Raw genomic sequence first — 15,418 nt, 5'->3', positions numbered from 1 at the left:
TTTCGTCTCAACGCGCGGAGAGGCGGTCGGTAACAATTTTCGGCGTAATGAAGACCAGCAGTTCGGTCTTGTCGTTGGTACGCGAATTCTGCTTGAACAGGTTGCCCAGGATCGGTACATCGCCCAGCAGCGGCACCTTGTTGGTGGTGTTGCGCTCGACCTGCTGGTAGATACCGCCCAGCACTACCGTGCCGCCATTCTCCACCATCACCTGGGTCTTCACGTGCTTGGTATCGATCGCGAAACCGGCACGGGTTTCCTGGCCCACGGAGTCCTTGTTGACATCGACGTCCAGCACCACATTGCCGTCCGGGGTAATCTGCGGCACCACGTCCAGCTTCAGGTTCGCCTTACGGAACACAATCGAGGTCGCGCCGGACGAAGTCGCCACCTGGTATGGCAGTTCCACGCCCTGTTCGATCACGGCCGGCGCCTTGTCGGCGGTCACCACGCGCGGGCTGGAAATGATCTTGCCGGTGCCGTCAGCTTCCAGGGCCGACAGTTCCAGGTTCAGGAAGCGGTTGGCGGCCTGGTTGAACAGGCTGACCGCCAGGCTGCCGGCCTGGGCGCCGTTGATCGATGCCGCCGGCAGGTTGATGAACTGCATATTGCCGTAATCGTCGATGCCGTTGTTGATCTTGACCACGCCCTGGGCCTGGCCCATGCCGGTCTGGCTGCCGCTCAGGCCGACGCGGTTGTTGCCGTTGCCAATACCCCAGCCGGCGTCGCCGCCACGGATGGCGCGCATGTCGGCGAAGCCCAGCTTGGCACCCAGGTTACGGGTGAAGGTGTCGGACGCTTCCACGATGCGCGCCTCGATCAGCACTTGCCTGGTGGCGACGTCGGTCTTCTGGATCAGCTTGCGCACTTCTTCCAGTTTGGACGCGATATCGGTCACGAACAGCTGGTTGGTACGCGGCTCGATGATGGCGCTGCCGCGCTTGGACAGGATGCGGTTCTTGGAGTCGCCGCTGCCTTCAATGCCAAACACGGTCTTGAACGCTTCCGCTTTCTGGTAGTTCAGCTGGAAGATCTCGGACTTGAGTGGTTCCAGGTCGGCGATCTGGGCTTTCTGCTCCAGTTCCAGCTTTTCCTTGGTCAGCAGTTCTTCCTTGGGCGCGATCCACAGCACGCTGCCATTCTTGCGCATGTCCAGGCCCTTGGCCTGCAGCACCACGTCCAGCGCCTGGTCCCACGGCACTTCCTTCAGGCGCAGGGTCAGGTTGCCCTGCACGCTGTCGCTGGTGATGATGTTCAGGCCGGAGATGTCGGCAATCGCCTGCAGCGCTGCGCGCACTTCCACGTTCTGGAAGTTGAACGACAGTTTTTCGCCGCGGTAGCCCTGGGTGCCCTGCACCAGCTTGTTCGGGTCTTCCTTGATCGGCTTGACGTCCACCACCAGCTGGGTTTCACTCTGGTACACGCTTTGTTCCCACAGGCCATGCGCTTCCACGGTCATGCGCACGTTCTCGCCTTGCGGCACGGTGGTGATACGGTTGACCGGGGTGCCGAAATCGGTCACGTCCAGGCGGCGGCGCAGGGTTTCCGGCAGGGTGGTCTTGAGGAAGTCCACCACCACCCCGGTCGGGGTCTGGCGCACGTCGACCGCGACCTGGTTGTTCGGCAGGTCGATGACGACGCGGCCTTCGCCGTTGTTACCACGGCGGAAGTCGATATCGCGCAGCGCTTGCTTGCCGGCAGGCGCCGGCACGGCCGGCTTGGCCGCTGCCACGGGCAGGCCGCGGGCATCGACTGCCTGCGCCACGCCGCCGGAAGCGTCGATGGTCAGGATCACGTTCTTGCCGTCCAGCGCGGTGGCGTAGTTCAGCGTGCGCTTCAGGTTGAACACCAGGCGCGAGCGGTCACCGGCCTGCACCACGTTGACGCTGGCCAGGTCACCCATGTTCAGGTCCTGGCTGGTCTTGCCGGTGGCATTGGCAGTCTGGCCGAAATCGAGCGCGATACGGGCCGGGTTGGTAATGGCAAAGCCGACTGGCAGCTTTTGCGGCGTATCCTTCATTGCGATCTTCACGATCACATTGCTGCCCTGCTGATTGGCCGTGATCGATTCGATCGCGTTGCCTTGCTGGGCCTGCGCAACGGCTGCGCTGCCGGCCAGTGCCAGCATTACGCCAGCCTGGCGGCACAAGCGCTTCAGGGTTCTGATGGCGATCATTTGGAGCTCTCCTTACTTTCCTGCAGTTCCAGCTTCGACATGCGCTCGACCCAGTCGCCGGCCGCATCCTGAACAATTTCACGCACCGTGATCGCGTCATCGGCGACCGCGGTGATCAAACCATAATTCTGTCCCACGTACTGTCCCTTCTTGACCTGGTAGACGGTGCGGTCGATCTGCACCAGGCCATTCACCACATTATTCTTTTCCATGGTGCCGACCATCTTCATGGCATCCAGCGGGAAGCTCTCGAGGAATTCCTTGCGTCGGTTCTGGTCCGGCGCCTGGGCGCCGCCCGGGCGGCTCTTGGCCAGTTCGGTCAGCAGCTTGCTGGCATTGAACGGATCCAGCACGTCACCGGCTACGTAAGCAAAGGGGAAGAAAGTCTTCGGCTCCGCCAGCGGTTTCACCGTTGGCTGGGTCTGGCTTTCGACTTCCTTCATCCAGGTACGCACCTGCTGCACATCGCTCTCACCGCAAGCGCTCAGCAGCAAGACGAAGGCGAGGGGGGTAAGCTTCTTCATTTCTTCTTATCTCCCTTTTTCTTCTCATTTGCTACCCTGCGCTGCTCGGCCACTTCCTCCGGATCGAGATAACGGAAGGTTTTTGCGGTGGCATTCAGTTGTAACGTGCCGGCTGGCAATTCCTTGCCTTCCTTGGGTTTGATATCCAGCGAAATATTGTTGAGCGTAACGATACGTGCCATGCCCGCCAAGTCGCCAGCAAAAGCACCCAGGTCGTGGTAGCTGCCGTTGACGCGCAGTTCGATCGGCTGTTCGGCGTAGTAATCCTTGACGTCGACGCGGTTCGGCTTGAACAACTCAAAGGTCAGGCCGCGGCCAGTTCCTGCATTGTTAATGTCCGACAGCAGTGCAGCCATTTCAGCCTTGCCCGGCAGTTGCTTTTCCATCTGCACCACGTACTGGTCGACCTTTTCCTTCTGGCGCTTGAGCTCTTCCAGGTTGACCGCCTGGGCGACCTTCTGTTTGAACTCGTCGCGCAATTGGACTTCCTTTTGCGCACCGGCTTCCAGTTCCTCGTACTGCGACTGCCAGTACAGGAAATAGCCCGCCCCTACCGCCAGCACCGCCATGCCCAGCGCCAGCAGCACGCGCGGCAGGATCGGCCACAGGCCAGGATGCACCCCGCTCAGGTTCCGGAACTGGCCCTTGAGCACCTCATCTAATTGTTTCAAATCAGTTGCCATGGTTATGTTCTCAGGACTGGGCTTCGGCATTTGGCTTGGCGCCAGGTTTGGCACCCGCCTTACCGTCCGGGTTTTCGTCCTTGTCGCGTGGACGCTTGATCATGACGGAAAGCTGGAACTCGACAATGGCGCGGCCGCTGGACTTGTCCTTGCCGCTGCCGCCAATCGTGCCGGCCTTCACTTCCTGCAGGTCGGGACGTTCCAGCCATGGCGAATTGCCGGACAGGTTGCGCAGCAGTTCGGACACCCGTTCCTGCGACTGGGCGCTGCCGGTCAGCGTGACCTTTTGCGCTTCCTGCTTGACCGTCTTCAGGAATACCCCTGGCGGCGTCTGCTTGACCAGTTCATCCATCAGGTACACCGGCTGGTTACGGTCGGCCTGCAAGTCTTCCACCGCTTGCTGGCGCGCTTTCAGCGCATCGATTTCCTGGCGCAGCGTGGAAATTTCCACGATTTTCTTGTCCAGTTCAGCGATGGCACTGGTCAGTTCGCCATTGCGCAATGCCTGGATCGAGATCTCCCTGGCGTTATAGCCGCCCACCATCGCAACAATGGTGGCGCCGGCGCCGAAGCCGATGCCAAGCAGGGCGTAAAAGGCTTTTTTGCGCAGTGCGCGTTTTTCCTCCCGGTGCGGGAGAAGGTTAATGCGTATCATCAGCCGAACCTCCGCATGGCTAGGCCGCAGGCCACCAGGTATGCCGGCGCATCGCTGCGCAGCGCCTGTTCACGCACGCCCGATGCAAGCTGCATGCCCTTGAACGGCGAAATGACGGCGCTGGAAATACGGGTGCGGCTGGCAATTATGTCCAGCAAGCCCGGCAACACGGCGCAGCCGCCTGCCAGGAAGATCTGGTCGATCTTGGTAAATGGCGTCGACGTGAAGAAGAACTGGATGGCGCGCGTCACTTCCAGCGCGGCGCCTTCCAGCCACGGTGCAAGCACGTCGGATTGGTAGTTCTCCGGCAGGTCGCCCGCCTTCTTGCGCGCCTCGGCTTCTTCGAACGCCAGGCCGTAGGAACGCACGATATCCTGGGTCAGCGAATTGCCGCCGAACGGCTGCTCGCGCTCATAGACCGTGGCACCGTCGAGCATCACCGAAATCTGGGTCGACACGGCGCCGATCTGGAACAGTGCGATCACCTGGCCGACCCCGGCATTCGGCAGCTGGGAGGTGACGTAGTCCAGCGCAGCACGCGCGGCGTAGGATTCGACATCCACCACCGTCGCCTTCATGCCGGCCTCTTCGGCGATCGCCACGCGGTCGACGACTTTTTCGCGGCGTGCTGCTGCCAGCATCACCTCGATGTCTTCGGTCGAATTGGCAACCGGCCCGATCACGTCGAAGTCCAGGCTCACCTCGTCCAGCGCGAACGGGATGTACTGGGCAGCTTCGGACTCGACCTGCAGTTCCAGCTGCTGCTCCGACAATCCGGCAGGCAGCACGATTTTCTTGGTAATCACGGAAGCAGGCGGCATGCCCAGCGCGACATTCCTGGCGCGCGTGCCGCTTTTCTTGACCAGGCGGCGCACCGCCTCGACCACTTGCTCCATATTTTCAATATTGCCGTCGGCAACTGCGCCGCGCGGCAGTGGCTCCGAGGCGCACCGCTCGAGACGCATGCCGTCCTTGCCCCCTTCGGACAATTCCACCAAACGCACACTCGAGGTGCTGATATCTAAGCCAACCAGCGGGCCCTGGGCGCCGCCAAACAGGGCTTTCAGGTCCAATGACATGGATGCACTCCTGACAACTCCATAGACATTTACATATCCAAATTCGTTTAAAAACCCGTGTTTAGACCGCAAACATGAGACAGTACATTAGATGCTAGCAACATTGACTGCGCCATGTAAAGGTATTTCTCCAGTGCACCATTAATGTTTTGTGAGGGATTTGCCACACAAAAGTTGCAATTAATGGCATATCAATAAACTAAGTTGCCTTGTTGCTCACAATCAATATTTCCGAATATCACGTGCGCTCAGGGCGTGGGGCCCTCATTTATAATGCCTTGCATAAAACTTACTGAAGCTGCGTATGACTGCAAACAACCACGAGACCACGGCAAAAAAATCGCCGAAGGGTTTTCTGCTGATGGCCCTGATTTCTTTGCTGGGCCTGATCCTGGCCGGCGTGCTGCTGGTGGTGTTCGGCCTGGCCCTGGCCTACCCCAACCTGCCGTCGCTGGACACCATTACCGACTACCGGCCGAAAATGCCGCTGCGTATTTACTCGGCCGACAATGTGCTGATCGGCGAGTTCGGCGAAGAGCGCCGCAACCTGGTGCATATCAAGGACATCCCCGATGTCATGAAGCAGGCGGTGCTGGCCATTGAAGACAGCAACTTCTATGAACACGGCGGCGTCGACTACTGGGGCATCCTGCGTGCCGCCGTGCATAATGCAACCGGCGGCGCCCGCCAGGGGGCATCCACCATTACGCAGCAGGTAGCGCGCAACTTCTTCCTCTCCAGCGAGCAGACGTTCAAGCGCAAGGCCTATGAAGCGCTGCTGGCCTGGAAGATCGAGCAGAACCTGACCAAGGACCAGATCCTGGAGGTCTACATGAACCAGATCTACCTGGGGCAGCGGGCCTACGGTTTTGCATCGGCCGCCCAAATCTATTTCGGCAAGAACCTGAAAGACATTAGCGTGGCGGAAGCGGCCATGCTGGCCGGCCTGCCTAAAGCGCCTTCGGCCTACAACCCGGTGGTCAACCCGAAGCGCGCCAAGGTGCGCCAGCAGTACATCCTGCAACGCATGGCCCAGCTTGGCTATATTACGCCCGCACAGTATGAGGCGGCGAAGATTGAGCAGTTAAAAGTGAAAACAGACAGCAGCGCGTTTGGTGTTCATGCCGAATATGTTGCGGAAATGGCGCGCCAGCTGGTGTACGAGCAGTTCAAGGAAGAGACTTATACGCGCGGCCTGAATGTTTTCACCACGATTACCAAGGCCGACCAGGATGCGGCTTACCTGGCGTTGCGCAGCGGCGTGATGGAATACGAGAAGCGCCATGCCTACCGCGGGCCGGAATCCTATGTCGACCTGCCGGCCAATAAGGCGGAAGCCGACGAGATCATCGAGACCGAGCTGGCCGAGCATCCGGACAGCGACAATATCGTGGCCGCCATGGTGCTGGGCGCCGCGGCCGACAAGGTGACGGCAGTCACCGCCTCGGGCGAGGAGATCACCATCAAGGGCGCCGGCCTGGCCATGGGCAAGAGCTGGCTTTCGGACAAGAACCCGCCCAACAAGCGCATCCGCCGCGGCGCCGTGATCCGCGTCATGCAGGACGACAAGGACTGGCAGATCACCCAGATGCCGGAAGTGGAATCTGCCTTCGTTTCGGCCAGCACCGAAGACGGCGCGATCAAGGCCATGGTGGGCGGCTTCGACTACAACCGCAACAAGTTCAACCACGTGACCCAGGCCTGGCGCCAGCCGGGTTCCTCGTTCAAGCCCTTCATCTATTCCGCATCGCTCGAGCGCGGCCTGTCGCCGGCCACCATGATCAACGACGCCCCGATCTCCTTCGACGCCGGCCAGACCGGCGGCCAGGCCTGGGAGCCGAAGAACTACGACGGCAAGTATGAAGGCCCGATGACCATGCGCCGCGGCCTGACCAAGTCGAAGAACATGGTCTCGATCCGCATCCTGCACCGCATCGGCGCCAAGTACGGCCAGGAATACACCACCCGTTTCGGCTTTGATGCCGAGCGCAACCCGCCATACCTGACGCTGGCCCTGGGCGCGGGCGGCGTCACCCCGATGCAGATGGCCGGCGCCTACGCGGTGTTTGCCAACGGTGGCTACAAGGTCTCGCCATACCTGATCGCCAAGGTCACCGACTCCACCGGCAAGGTGCTGTCGCAGGCCAACCCGGACAAGGCCGGTGACGAAAAGAACCGCGTGATCGATGAACGCAACGCCTTCCTGATGGATTCGATGCTGAAGGACGTGGTGCGTTTCGGCACCGCGACCCGCGCCCTGTCGCTGAAGCGTCCAGACATCGCGGGCAAGACCGGCACCACCAATGATTCGATCGACGCCTGGTTCGCCGGTTACCAGTCCAAGCTGGTGGGCATTGCCTGGATCGGCTTCGACCAGCCGAAGAACCTGGGCAACAGGGAAACCGGCGGCGGCCTGGCCCTGCCGATCTGGATCAGCTATATGGGCAAGGCGCTGAAGAGTATTCCGGTTGAGGAAAGGACGATTCCGCAGGGCATCATTGCCCAGGATGGCGAGTACTATTATGCGGAGAATCCGCCGGGCGTGGGGATCGACAGCCTGGAAGGGGCGACGCGCGGTACGCCGGCGGAGGAGAAGCAGAAGGACGCGGTCAAGAACGAACTGTTCTAAAACCGGCAGTGCAGTGTCTGACCCGCAGGGTCAGACACCGATACGCGGCGGCCGCAGGCCTGGTGTCTGACCCTGCGGGTCAGACACCGCACGACCGGTTTTATGGCGCCACCACCACCGGCGCCCCGCCCTGCTCCGTCACAATCTCCGACAGCGCCGTAAACAGCTCCGTACCGCGGCGGGTATCGACCCACTTGCCCTCCACCTGGCGATAGTGGAAGCCCCCCGACCGCGCCGCCACCCACAGCTCCTGCATCGGCGCCTGCGAGTTGATGATCACCTTCGACCCGTTCCCGACGAACTCGATCTCCAGCACATTGCCGCTGCGGCTGCACTCCACGTCCACCATATCCTGCTCGCACAGGCGGTCCAGGGAAGCCTCGATCGCGTCCAGGGTTGCCTCGGCCAGGTCCAAAAATTCCGATTCGGTCATGCTACACTCCAAGATTCCTATCAAGCCCCTATTTTAATCGTGAAGTCCCCAATCGCACTTGCTGTCCTTACAATGGCAGCCCTGCTGGCCGGATGCGGCCAAACCGGCCCACTCTACATGCCAAAGCGACCCGCCAAGCCCGCCACCGAGGCGAAACCAGGCGTGGCGCCAGCGGCGGCTCCGGTTCCGTCCACACCACCAGCATCCCAACAGTAAGCTTATGTCCCACTTCGACTACCAGAATGGCGTGCTGCACGCCGAAGGCGTTGCGCTCAATAGCATTGCAGAACAGTACGGCACCCCGGCCTACGTCTACTCCAAATCCCAGCTGACCGAGAACTTCGATTCCTACGCCAATGCCTGCACCGGCCGCGATGCCCTGGTGTGCTATGCGATGAAGGCGAACTCCAACCTCGCCATCCTCGACCTGCTGGCCCGCCGCGGCGCCGGCTTCGACATCGTGTCGGGCGGCGAACTGCTGCGCGTGATCGCCGCCGGCGGCGATCCGAAGAAAGTGATCTTCTCCGGCGTCGGCAAGAGCGTGGAAGAAATGCGCCTGGCGCTCGAACACGACATCCTGTGCTTCAACGTCGAATCGATTCCTGAACTGCACCGCCTGAACGAAGTGGCAGGCAGCATGGGCAAGAAAGCGCGCATCTCGCTGCGCGTGAACCCGAACGTGGACGCCAAGACCCACCCTTACATCGCCACCGGCCTGAAAGCCAACAAGTTCGGCGTCGCCTTCGACGACGCGCTGGAGACCTACCGCACCGCCGCCACGCTGCCGCACCTGGACGTGTCGGGTATCGACTGCCACATCGGCTCGCAGTTGCTGGACGACGCGCCGCTGCTGGAAGCGCTGGACAAGCTGATTGAACTGATCGACGCGCTGGGCGCCGAAGGCATCCGCCTGCACCACCTGGATATCGGCGGCGGCCTGGGCATCGACTACGGTGACGGCGCACCGGTACCGGTGGGCGACTACCTGGCGCGCCTGTTCAAACGCATCGACGCCTGGCGCGCCGAGAAGCACGGCGGTACACCGATCAAGGTGATCTTCGAGCCCGGCCGCTCCATCGTCGGCAACGCCGGTGTGCTGCTGACCCGCGTGGAGTTCATCAAGCACGGTGAAGAGAAGAATTTCTGCATCGTCGACGCAGCCATGAACGATATGGCGCGCCCGGCGATGTACCAGGCCTGGATGGACATGCAGCCGGTGGTGCGCAGCGAAGCCGCTGCCGCCATGTTCGACGTGGTCGGCCCGATCTGCGAATCGGGCGACTGGCTGGCCCGCGACCGCGAACTCGGCGTCAAAGCCGGCGACCTGCTGGTAATGAAGACCGCCGGCGCCTACGGCATGACCATGGCCTCCAACTACAATACCCGCGGCCGCGCCGTGGAGCTGATCGTCGACGGCGGCAAAGTCCACGTCGTGCGCCAGCGCGAGAATCCAGCCGACCTGTTCGCGCTGGAATCCGTTATCCGCTAAGCCATCGGAAACGCACAACCATCCCCGCTAGCCGCAAGATCATCGTGGGTCAGACCCTTGGGTCTGACCCAGGGTTACCGGTCTTTTAGCAGCACGCGCCCACCAGACACGCATCCCGAGCAGCACCAGCACGATCAAACCGAACAGGATAGGTTTGTTGAAGTCGTGCTTACCCGCCCGCATCCACCAGAAGTGCAGGATGCCCAGCGGCGCGATCAGGTACACAAGTTTGTGCAGCAGCTGCCAGCGCTTGCCGCCAAGGCGGCGCACCATGCCGTTGGTGCTGGTCACAGCCAGCGGCAGCAGCAGCACGAAGGCGATGAAGCCGACCGTGATGAAGGGCCGCTTGACGACATCCTTCAGCATCTCCTGCACGTCGAAGAAATGGTCGAACCACAGGAAGGTGGTGAAGTGCAGCAGCGCGTAGAAGAAAGCGTACAAGCCCATCATGCGGCGCAGCTTGAGCAGCCAGTTCCAGCCCGACAAACGGCGCAGCGGTGTAACCGCCAGCGTGATGCACAGGAAGTACAAGGTCCACGAGCCGGTATTGCGCGTGATGTATTGCAGCGGTTCGACCAGCTGGTCGGTAGCCACCAGGTAGACCAGGGCAAAGAAAGGCACCAGCGCCAGCACGAAGGCGATGCACTTGATTGCCGTCAGCTGGCGCGGTGTGGGAGTAAAGGCCATCAGTAGAACTTCTTCAGGTCCATGCCGGTGTATAGCGATGCGACTTCCGGGTAGCCGTTGAACATCAGCGTCTTGCGCTTCTTGGTGAAGAACCCGTCTTCGCCGATGCGGCGTTCGGACGCCTGCGACCAGCGCGGGTGGTCCACTTCCGGATTCACGTTCGAATAGAAGCCGTATTCATTGGGCGCCGACTTGTTCCAGGAAGTGCGCGGCATGTCGCGCACGAAGCGGATCTTGACGATCGACTTGGCGGATTTGAAGCCGTACTTCCACGGCACCACCATGCGCACCGGCGCGCCGTTCTGGTTCGGCAGCACGTCGCCGTACATGCCCAGCGTAAGCAAGGCCAGCGGATGGTTGGCTTCGTCGATGCGCAAGCCCTCGACATAGGGCCAATCGAGCACGCGGCTGCGCACACCCGGCATCTGCTTGTGGTCAGCCAGGGTGATGAACTCGACGAACTTGGCATTGCCAGTCGGTTCGACCTTCTTGATCAATTCCGAGAAGGAGTAGCCGATCCACGGAATCACCATCGACCAGCCTTCCACGCAGCGCAGGCGATAGATGCGCTCTTCCAGCGGCGCCAGCTTGAGCAGGCTGTCGATGTCGAGCGTCATCGGCCTTTTCACCTCGCCTTCGATCTGCACCGTCCACGGGCGCGTGCGCAGCGTGTGCGCATTCTCGGCCGGGTCGGATTTGTCGGTGCCGAATTCGTAGAAGTTGTTGTAGGTGGTGGCGTCCTTGCGCGATGTCTGCTTTTCCATCACGGCGTAGGCAGGATTGAGCTTGGACGGCAGGTTGGCCGCTTGCACCAGTTCAGGACCGAGGATGGCGCCTGCCGCAGCCAGCTTAATGAACTTGCGGCGCGATTCGAAGACTTCGCGCGGCGTGATTTCGGAAGGGAGAATCAACATGGTCGGCTCCAACTGGTGCAAGGTAATAGCTAAACCTTACACCAGTTTGCTCAAGCCGATATTAAAGCTTGCCGTAGGAATGCAGGCCGGAGAGGAACATGTTCACGCCCAGGAAGGCGAAGGTGGTGATCAGCAGGCCGACCAGGGCCCACCACGCCGCAGGGCGGCCGCGCAGGCCCGACATGAGGCGCATATGCAGCCAGGCCGCATAGTTCAGCCAGACGATCAGCGCCCAGGTTTCTTTCGGGTCCCAGGACCAGTAGCCGCCCCAGGCTTCCGCCGCCCACAGGGCCCCGAGGATGGTGGCGATGGTGAAGAAGGCAAAACCGATCGAGATTGCCTTGTACATGACGTCGTCCAGCACATCCAGCGACGGCAGGCGGTCCACCAGCATGCCGTGCGACTTCAAGAGGTAGGCCGAGGCTACCATGGCAGCCAAGGCGAACGTGCCGTAGCCGATGAAGTTGGCCGGCACGTGGATCTTCATCCACCAGCTCTGCAGGGCCGGCACCAGCGGCTGGATCTCCGCCGCGCCGCGCGCCACGGTGTACCACAGCAGGAAGGCGACGGCGGCCGAGATCACCAGCAGCACGAAGGGCCCCAGGGTGCGGGTTTTATAGTGTTCTTCGTAGTACAGGTAGAACATCGCGGTGATCAGCGAGAACAGGATGAACACTTCATACAGGTTCGAGATCGGGATATGGCCGACGTCCGTGCCAATCAGGTAGGACTCGTACCAGCGCACCAGCATGCCGGTCAGGCCCAGCACGATGCCGGCCCAGCACAGCCGGGAACCGATGGCGCCGCCGACATCGGAACGGGCCACCAGGCCGACCCAGTAGAACAGGGTGGACAGGACGAACATCGTGCTCATCCACAGGATGGCCGACTGGCTCGACAGCATGTACTTGAGGAAGAAGCGCTTGTCCGCCGCCGCCAGGTCGCCGCCGTACAGGCTGACCGCCAACAGCGCCAGCGCAAACGACAGCGGCATCAGCCAGCGCAGCGGCTTCCAGTACCAGCCCAGCGCGGCAAACACGGGGGCGGACGCCAGCAGGATGACCTTTTCATAGACATCCATGTAGGCGCCGAAGCGGTTGAAGGCATACAGCGCGCCCGTGCACAGGGCCAGGGCAAACAGCCAGTCGAACGCGTTTAGGCGCTTGAAATAGCCGGGTTGCTGGGTATACGTTTGAGTTGCTTCCATTTGCGATTCTCCAAAACTTGGCAACAGCTTACGCCGATTGCGGAAGTTTTTCCTTGAGTTCCTTAAATTCCTTTTCGAAGTCCAGCGTCTTGCGCTGGGTGCTCATGGCCATCAGGGCCTCGGCACCAGCTTCGCCGTCTTTGATCCAGACCCAGACGCGGCGCTCGCGAATGTAGAACATCGCGAACACGCCCAGCACCAGCAGCAGGCAGCCGAGGTACACGATGGTCTTGCCCGGCGAACGGGTGACCTGGAACACCGAAGCCTTGATTTGGGTGAATTCATCGAGCTGCAGATAGACCGGGGCGCCGTAGAAGAAGCTGTCCGAGAGGGCATTGGTGGCCAACTGCAGGAAGCGGCCGTGGGCCTCGTCCAGCGCGGCGGCCGGCTTGCCGTCCTGGGCACGGGCAGCCTGCCACAGTTCCCACATCGAGCCATTCAGGATCTTCAGGAAGATTTCCGCAGCCTTGGTCTGCTCGGCTGGTGGAACCTTCTCCAGGAAACGGCTGATGGCGAAGAAGCCGGCGCCGTTGGTGTCGCCGGCGAAGATTTCCAGGCCTTTCAGGGCGGAGGCTTCCAGCTGGCCACGCAGGACATCGCCAGCTTTCGACTGCGGCATGGCGCGGGCCGCATAGCTGGCGGCGGCCTTCTGGCGCAGCGCCGGGTCCTGCAGGGCTGCCCGCAGGCGCATCCAGTCGCGCACGCTGTGCTCGTCGTCGGCCGGAATGCGCAGGTAGCTGAACGGGTCGGACGGATTGGCGCGCACGCCGGCCAGGAAGACGGTATCGCCCTCAATGGTCACCGGCTGCATATAGTTCTGGTATTCGCGCGCCTGGCCGGTCTTGTCGCGCAGCTTGTACTGCACTGACGGGCCGACGTTCTTCAAGTCCTTGTTGTGGGCGGTCTTGGCGGCCGAACCGAGTTGCTTGTCGAGGCTGCGCGCAAAGGATTCATTCAGGCTCTCGCCCTTGGTGACGGCGCGTGCATCCTGGCCGGCGATGTTTTCCACGTTGAAGGGACGGAAATCGCTCCACTCCACGGTGTACTCGTCGTTCAGCCTGGTGGTGCCGTTGACTTCGCCATTCAGGCCGAAGGTGGCGGTGCCGGTGCCCTGCATCGGGTGGCCGAGCAGCTTCAGCTTGCTGCCGCCGTCTTCGAAGGACGACTGGTAGATCGCCACGCCTTCAAAGATCAGCGGCTTGTTGACTTCGACCACGGCATCGACCGTCTTGCCGGTCGCGTTGGAACGTACCGTCACATGGCTGGCAAACAGCTTCGGCATGCCGGTGCTGTAGAAATCGATATCGAATTTCTTGAGCTGGATGGTGAACGGCAAATCCTGCAGCAGCACGCCGTCTGGACGCGGCAGGATGGCGGTATTGCCGGCCGTGCCTTCCGGCAGCGCGATATTGCCGCGGTATGTAGGGTTGTGCACGCCGAGCCGGTGCTGGGCCGGGATGTCGGCAATCAGGCCGGTACCGCCGAACGCGGTCTTGCCGAACACCCATTGCTGTAAACGGATCGGCAAGTCGGAATCGAGCATGCCGCCGACCAGGATAATCACAATCGAACTATGGGCGAAGATGTAGCCGAACTTGTTGCCCGCGCCGCGCTTGGCCGACACCAGGATGGCGCCGTCTTTTTCGATGACCTTGGTGCCATAGCCGGCATGGCCCAGACGCTGGGCGGTCTGATCTGCAAGCTGAGCACGCGACAGCGGCGATTGCCAATGCGTCTTGTGGTGGAAGTTGTTGAGCGAAGCTTCGCGCACCTTTTCACGCCAGCTTTGCATATCCTTCAGCATCTTCGGCGTATTGTGCACGATGCACAGCGTGGTCGACACCACCAGCAAGGCGCACATGGAAACAAACCACCACGACGAGTAAATCGCGTACAGGCCCAGCTTATTGAACACTTCGAACCAGAACGGGCCGAACTGGTTGATGTAGTTCGGCATCGGCTGGCTTTGCTGTACGATGGTGCCGATGATCGCGGCGAAGATGATCACCACGAACAGTGCGATCGCAAAGCGCATCGAGGACAGCAATTCGACCGTCTCTGCCAGTGGGCCGCGCCGGTTGCGAAGCTGGATGCCGGAAGTGCTTGGGGTGTCGCTCATTGCTGCTCAGGGAAAAAGTCAGGAGGATACGCAAAAAAAGGGCAGCCTGCTTGCGCGGCCGCCCTTTTCATGTCCAGAACCGCCCTGCATCAGGCGGTGCATTGCAATTACTTCAAGCCGGCCATGTAGTCGGCAACCGCTTCGATTTCCTTGTCGGACATACGGGAAGCGATGGTTTGCATTTCCGGGCTGGACTTGCGGGTGCCGGCCTTGAAGGCTTTCAGGGTGGCAGCGGAATAGTCCTGGTGTTGGCCGCCCACGCGCGGGTACATGGCTGGCATGCCGCCGCCGGCAGGGCCGTGACAGGAAGCGCAGGCAGGTACGCGGTTTTCAGCGATGCCGCCGCGGTAGATCTTCTTGCCCAGTTCCACGGTGTCCTTGTTCTTGGCAGCACCGGCCTTGCCTGGTTCGGTTGCCAGGTAGGCGGCGATATTCTTCTTCTCTTCGTCGGTCAGGGCCTTGGAAAATGCGGTCATCACGGTGCCTGGGCGAGCGTCGCCACTGAAGGCCACCAATTGCTTATACACATAGGCTTCACCCTGGCCGCCCAGTTTCGGGTTGATGGTGATGGTCGATGCCCCCTTGGCGCCGTGGCAGGATACGCAGGCCGGGATGCCACGCGCGTTGTCGCCTTCCGCGTACAGGGTAGCGCCTTTGGCAGGGTCAACCTTTGCTGCTGCCGGGGCTTTCGCTTCGCTGGCGGAGGCCACACCGCTTACGGCCAGCATTGCGACGAACAAGGATTTTACAAATGGCGAAAACGCACGATTCATTCAGACACCTTGGGACAGAAGTAAATAATGAGTAGTATAAGAATTGGGCA

14 protein-coding genes are annotated in these 15,418 nt (G+C 61.2%); 3 read left to right on the top strand and 11 right to left on the bottom strand.

From position 1 onward, the window contains the following. Positions 1-7 precede the first annotated feature (7 nt). From pilQ to ACWBU6_RS04270, 5 genes are read right to left on the bottom strand one after another with little or no spacing between them, the layout of a single operon-like run. The gene (pilQ, locus tag ACWBU6_RS04290) at positions 8-2,176 is read right to left on the bottom strand and encodes a type IV pilus secretin PilQ (protein WP_452647606.1); all 2,169 of its coding nucleotides are present in this window, start codon (positions 2,174-2,176) and stop codon (positions 8-10) included. Further along, entirely contained in the window at positions 2,173-2,700 is a 528-nt protein-coding gene (locus tag ACWBU6_RS04285; protein WP_452647605.1) for a pilus assembly protein PilP, read from the bottom strand. Before ACWBU6_RS04285 ends, pilQ begins: the two co-directional genes overlap by 4 nt. Continuing rightward, entirely contained in the window at positions 2,697-3,383 is a 687-nt protein-coding gene (locus ACWBU6_RS04280; protein WP_452647604.1) for a type 4a pilus biogenesis protein PilO, read from the bottom strand. The genes ACWBU6_RS04285 and ACWBU6_RS04280 overlap by 4 nt, the downstream gene beginning before the upstream one ends. 10 nt (positions 3,384-3,393) lie before the next feature. Beyond that, the gene (locus tag ACWBU6_RS04275) at positions 3,394-4,038 is read right to left on the bottom strand and encodes a PilN domain-containing protein (RefSeq protein WP_452647603.1); all 645 of its coding nucleotides are present in this window, start codon (positions 4,036-4,038) and stop codon (positions 3,394-3,396) included. Next, entirely contained in the window at positions 4,038-5,117 is a 1,080-nt protein-coding gene (locus ACWBU6_RS04270; RefSeq protein ID WP_452647602.1) for a pilus assembly protein PilM, read from the bottom strand. The genes ACWBU6_RS04275 and ACWBU6_RS04270 overlap by 1 nt, the downstream gene beginning before the upstream one ends. A 361-nt stretch (positions 5,118-5,478) precedes the next feature. On the opposite strand from ACWBU6_RS04270, the gene ACWBU6_RS04265 reads away from it, so the two are divergent. Continuing rightward, complete coding sequence (locus ACWBU6_RS04265; RefSeq protein WP_452649525.1) at positions 5,479-7,746, top strand: penicillin-binding protein 1A; 2,268 nt, start codon at positions 5,479-5,481, stop codon at positions 7,744-7,746. 100 nt (positions 7,747-7,846) lie between these two features. Here the strand turns inward: ACWBU6_RS04265 and cyaY are convergent, their stop codons facing one another. Next, on the bottom strand, positions 7,847-8,179 hold the full coding sequence (cyaY, locus tag ACWBU6_RS04260; protein ID WP_452647601.1) for an iron donor protein CyaY: 333 nt from the start codon (positions 8,177-8,179) through the stop codon (positions 7,847-7,849). Between the two features lie 72 nt (positions 8,180-8,251). Here cyaY and lptM point away from each other — a divergent pair, with 72 nt between their 5' ends. Further along, positions 8,252-8,395: an LPS translocon maturation chaperone LptM gene (gene lptM / locus ACWBU6_RS04255; protein ID WP_452649524.1), complete on the top strand. Its 144-nt coding sequence runs from the start codon at positions 8,252-8,254 to the stop codon at positions 8,393-8,395. Between the two features lie 4 nt (positions 8,396-8,399). Then, complete coding sequence (lysA, locus tag ACWBU6_RS04250) at positions 8,400-9,668, top strand: diaminopimelate decarboxylase (protein ID WP_452647600.1); 1,269 nt, start codon at positions 8,400-8,402, stop codon at positions 9,666-9,668. A gap of 39 nt (positions 9,669-9,707) precedes the next feature. Here lysA and ACWBU6_RS04245 read toward each other — a convergent pair whose 3' ends face one another. The 5 genes from ACWBU6_RS04245 to ACWBU6_RS04225 form a co-directional block, all read right to left on the bottom strand. Beyond that, complete coding sequence (locus tag ACWBU6_RS04245) at positions 9,708-10,355, bottom strand: sulfite oxidase heme-binding subunit YedZ (RefSeq protein ID WP_452647599.1); 648 nt, start codon at positions 10,353-10,355, stop codon at positions 9,708-9,710. Beyond that, positions 10,355-11,269, bottom strand: coding sequence for a protein-methionine-sulfoxide reductase catalytic subunit MsrP (gene msrP, locus ACWBU6_RS04240; protein WP_452647598.1), 915 nt, complete (start codon positions 11,267-11,269; stop codon positions 10,355-10,357). The genes ACWBU6_RS04245 and msrP overlap by 1 nt, the downstream gene beginning before the upstream one ends. A gap of 61 nt (positions 11,270-11,330) precedes the next feature. Continuing rightward, complete coding sequence (gene ccsB, locus ACWBU6_RS04235; RefSeq protein WP_452647597.1) at positions 11,331-12,476, bottom strand: c-type cytochrome biogenesis protein CcsB; 1,146 nt, start codon at positions 12,474-12,476, stop codon at positions 11,331-11,333. Positions 12,477-12,504: 28 nt separating this feature from the next. After that, positions 12,505-14,595, bottom strand: coding sequence for a cytochrome c biogenesis protein ResB (locus tag ACWBU6_RS04230; RefSeq protein WP_452647596.1), 2,091 nt, complete (start codon positions 14,593-14,595; stop codon positions 12,505-12,507). 107 nt (positions 14,596-14,702) lie between these two features. Further along, positions 14,703-15,368 (bottom strand): c-type cytochrome, encoded by a 666-nt coding sequence (locus ACWBU6_RS04225; RefSeq protein ID WP_452647595.1) that lies wholly within the window; start codon positions 15,366-15,368, stop codon positions 14,703-14,705. Positions 15,369-15,418: the final 50 nt, after the last annotated feature.

It is taken from the genome of Pseudoduganella sp. HUAS MS19 (assembly GCF_053615455.1).
The sequence above is the reverse complement of the archived record's forward strand: the minus strand, read 5'-3'. Positions and strand labels throughout refer to the sequence as shown.